Below are 1,960 nucleotides of genomic sequence, written 5' to 3'. Positions count from 1 at the left end.
CTGCAAGGACATCCTGCAGTTGGTTAACTGCATCATCGCCATTTGCGGCAACCTCGAGAAGCGCGGCGGCAACCTGAGCATGCCCTTCTGGAACCAGATGGGCCCGTTGACTGGCGCAGAGCCCGAAACTCAGAAGGAGCTGCGCATCGTCGACGAGCGTGCGGCGGGAACCGTGTACGGAATCTCGAACCCCATGTGCCTGTTCAAGGCTATGCGTACGGGCGAGCCGTATCCCGTCAAAGGCTACATCATGGTGCAGGGCAACCCGTTGTCGTGGGCTGAGAACACCGCGCTCGTGAAGGAATCGCTCATGCAGCTCGACCTGCTCGTGTGTATGGACTACTACATGTCGCCCACGTGCGAGCTGGCCGACCTCGTGCTGCCGTCCACGCACTGGACCGAGCGCGACTACCTGGCCGACGAGGTGTGCAGCGAGTGGGTGTTCGGCCAGCAGAAGGCGGTCGAGCCGCTGTACGAGCGTAAGAGTGACGTATGGTTCTGGCGCACGTTCGGCCACCGGCTCAGCCCCGAATGGTGGCCCTGGGAAAGCGACGAGGAGTTGTTCGACTGGCAGCTTGAGCAGACCCATGCCGGCGTCACCTGGGACGAGCTGAAAGAAAAATGGATCCATCACGTGCCCATGATGCCGTCGCGCGACTTTGAGGAGAACGGCTTCGGCACGCCGACCGGCCGTGCCGAGTTGTACTCGGTCATCGAGCTCGTCTCGGGCTCGAAGCCGTTCCCCGAGGCCACCGAGCCGAAGGAGAGCGTGTACGCCACGCCCGACGTCGCGAAGGCGTACCCGCTGACCGGCGTGACGGGCCGCCGCTATCCCATCTACTATCATTCTGCGTTCCGCGGCATCCCACACCTGCGTGAGATCGTGCCCGAACCGCAGGTGGTCTTCCACACGTCGCTTGCCGAGGAGCTAGGCATCGAGCGCGACGAGTGGGTGTGGATCGAGTCTCCCACCGGCCGCATCACGATGAGAGCGCGCCCGAGCGACGGCATCGACCCGCGCGTGTGCGTCATCCCGCACGGCTGGTGGCAGGCGTGCCCGGCGCTGGGATTGCCCGGGTACCCCGACGGCAGCTCGAACGCGAACACGCTGACGAGCGATCGGGCGTACAACGACGAGTTCCTCACGCCGGGGCTGCGCAGCACCCTGTGCCGCATCGTCAAGAAGAAGGAAGGTGAGTAGCCATGGCGGAAGCGAAGCGCCATTGGGGCATGGTCATCGACCTCGATAAATGCACGGGCTGCCAGGCGTGCGCGGTTGCGTGCAAGATGGAGAACGACGTCGACCTCGGCGTGTTCTGGAACCGCGTGTACCGCATGGGGCCGATGGGGAGGTACCCCGACAAGCTCGAGATGTTCTACTTCCCCAACCAGTGTATGCACTGCGAGAACCCCAGCTGCATCGCCGTGTGCCCCACGAAGGCGACATACCAGACCGACGACGGCATCGTGCTGGTCGATGCGGGCAAGTGCTTCGGATGCCAGTATTGCATCTGGGCGTGCCCATACGAGGCCCGCACGCTCAACCCGAAAACCAAGACGGTGGAGAAGTGTATCCTGTGCGTCCACAAGCTGGAGCGGGGCGAGCAGCCGGCGTGCGCCTACACCTGCACCACCGGATGCCGCACGGTCGGCGACCTGAACGATCCCGACAGCCCCGTCTCGCGGGTGCTTGCGGCGAACGAGGATCGCGTCTACCGCGTGCATCCTGAGTTCGGGAACAAGCCCTCCGTCGTCTACCTCGTGCCCCGGAAAGGAGCTGAGACGCTATGCAAATCCATTGGCCGCTCGTAATATCCACCGCCTGCCAACGCGTCGGCCTGGGCATGTTCCTCTGCGCGTTTTTGGCCGACCTCTGCTTCGGGCTGGGGCTGTCGCTCAACTTCGTGGCGCTGGCGACGCTCGCGCTGCTCGGCGTCGGCGGCATCGCCTCCATCTTCCA

Annotated in this window: 2 protein-coding genes; both read left to right on the top strand. The window is 64.2% G+C overall.

The window, feature by feature from the left end; genetic code table 11:
* Positions 1-1,201 (top strand): molybdopterin dinucleotide binding domain-containing protein (locus RR842_RS14440; protein WP_332730272.1); only part of this gene is annotated, 1,201 nt, incomplete at its 5' end.
* 2 nt (positions 1,202-1,203) lie between these two features.
* The gene (locus tag RR842_RS14435) at positions 1,204-1,812 is read left to right on the top strand and encodes a 4Fe-4S dicluster domain-containing protein (RefSeq protein WP_332554066.1); all 609 of its coding nucleotides are present in this window, start codon (positions 1,204-1,206) and stop codon (positions 1,810-1,812) included.
* The last annotated feature ends 148 nt before the right edge of the window (positions 1,813-1,960 follow it).

Origin of the sequence: Gordonibacter sp. (assembly GCF_036667095.1) — a bacterium.
Taxonomy (GTDB): Bacteria; Actinomycetota; Coriobacteriia; order Coriobacteriales; family Eggerthellaceae; genus Gordonibacter.
Note: the sequence above shows the minus strand (reverse complement) of the source record. Positions and strands in the feature narration are given on the sequence as shown.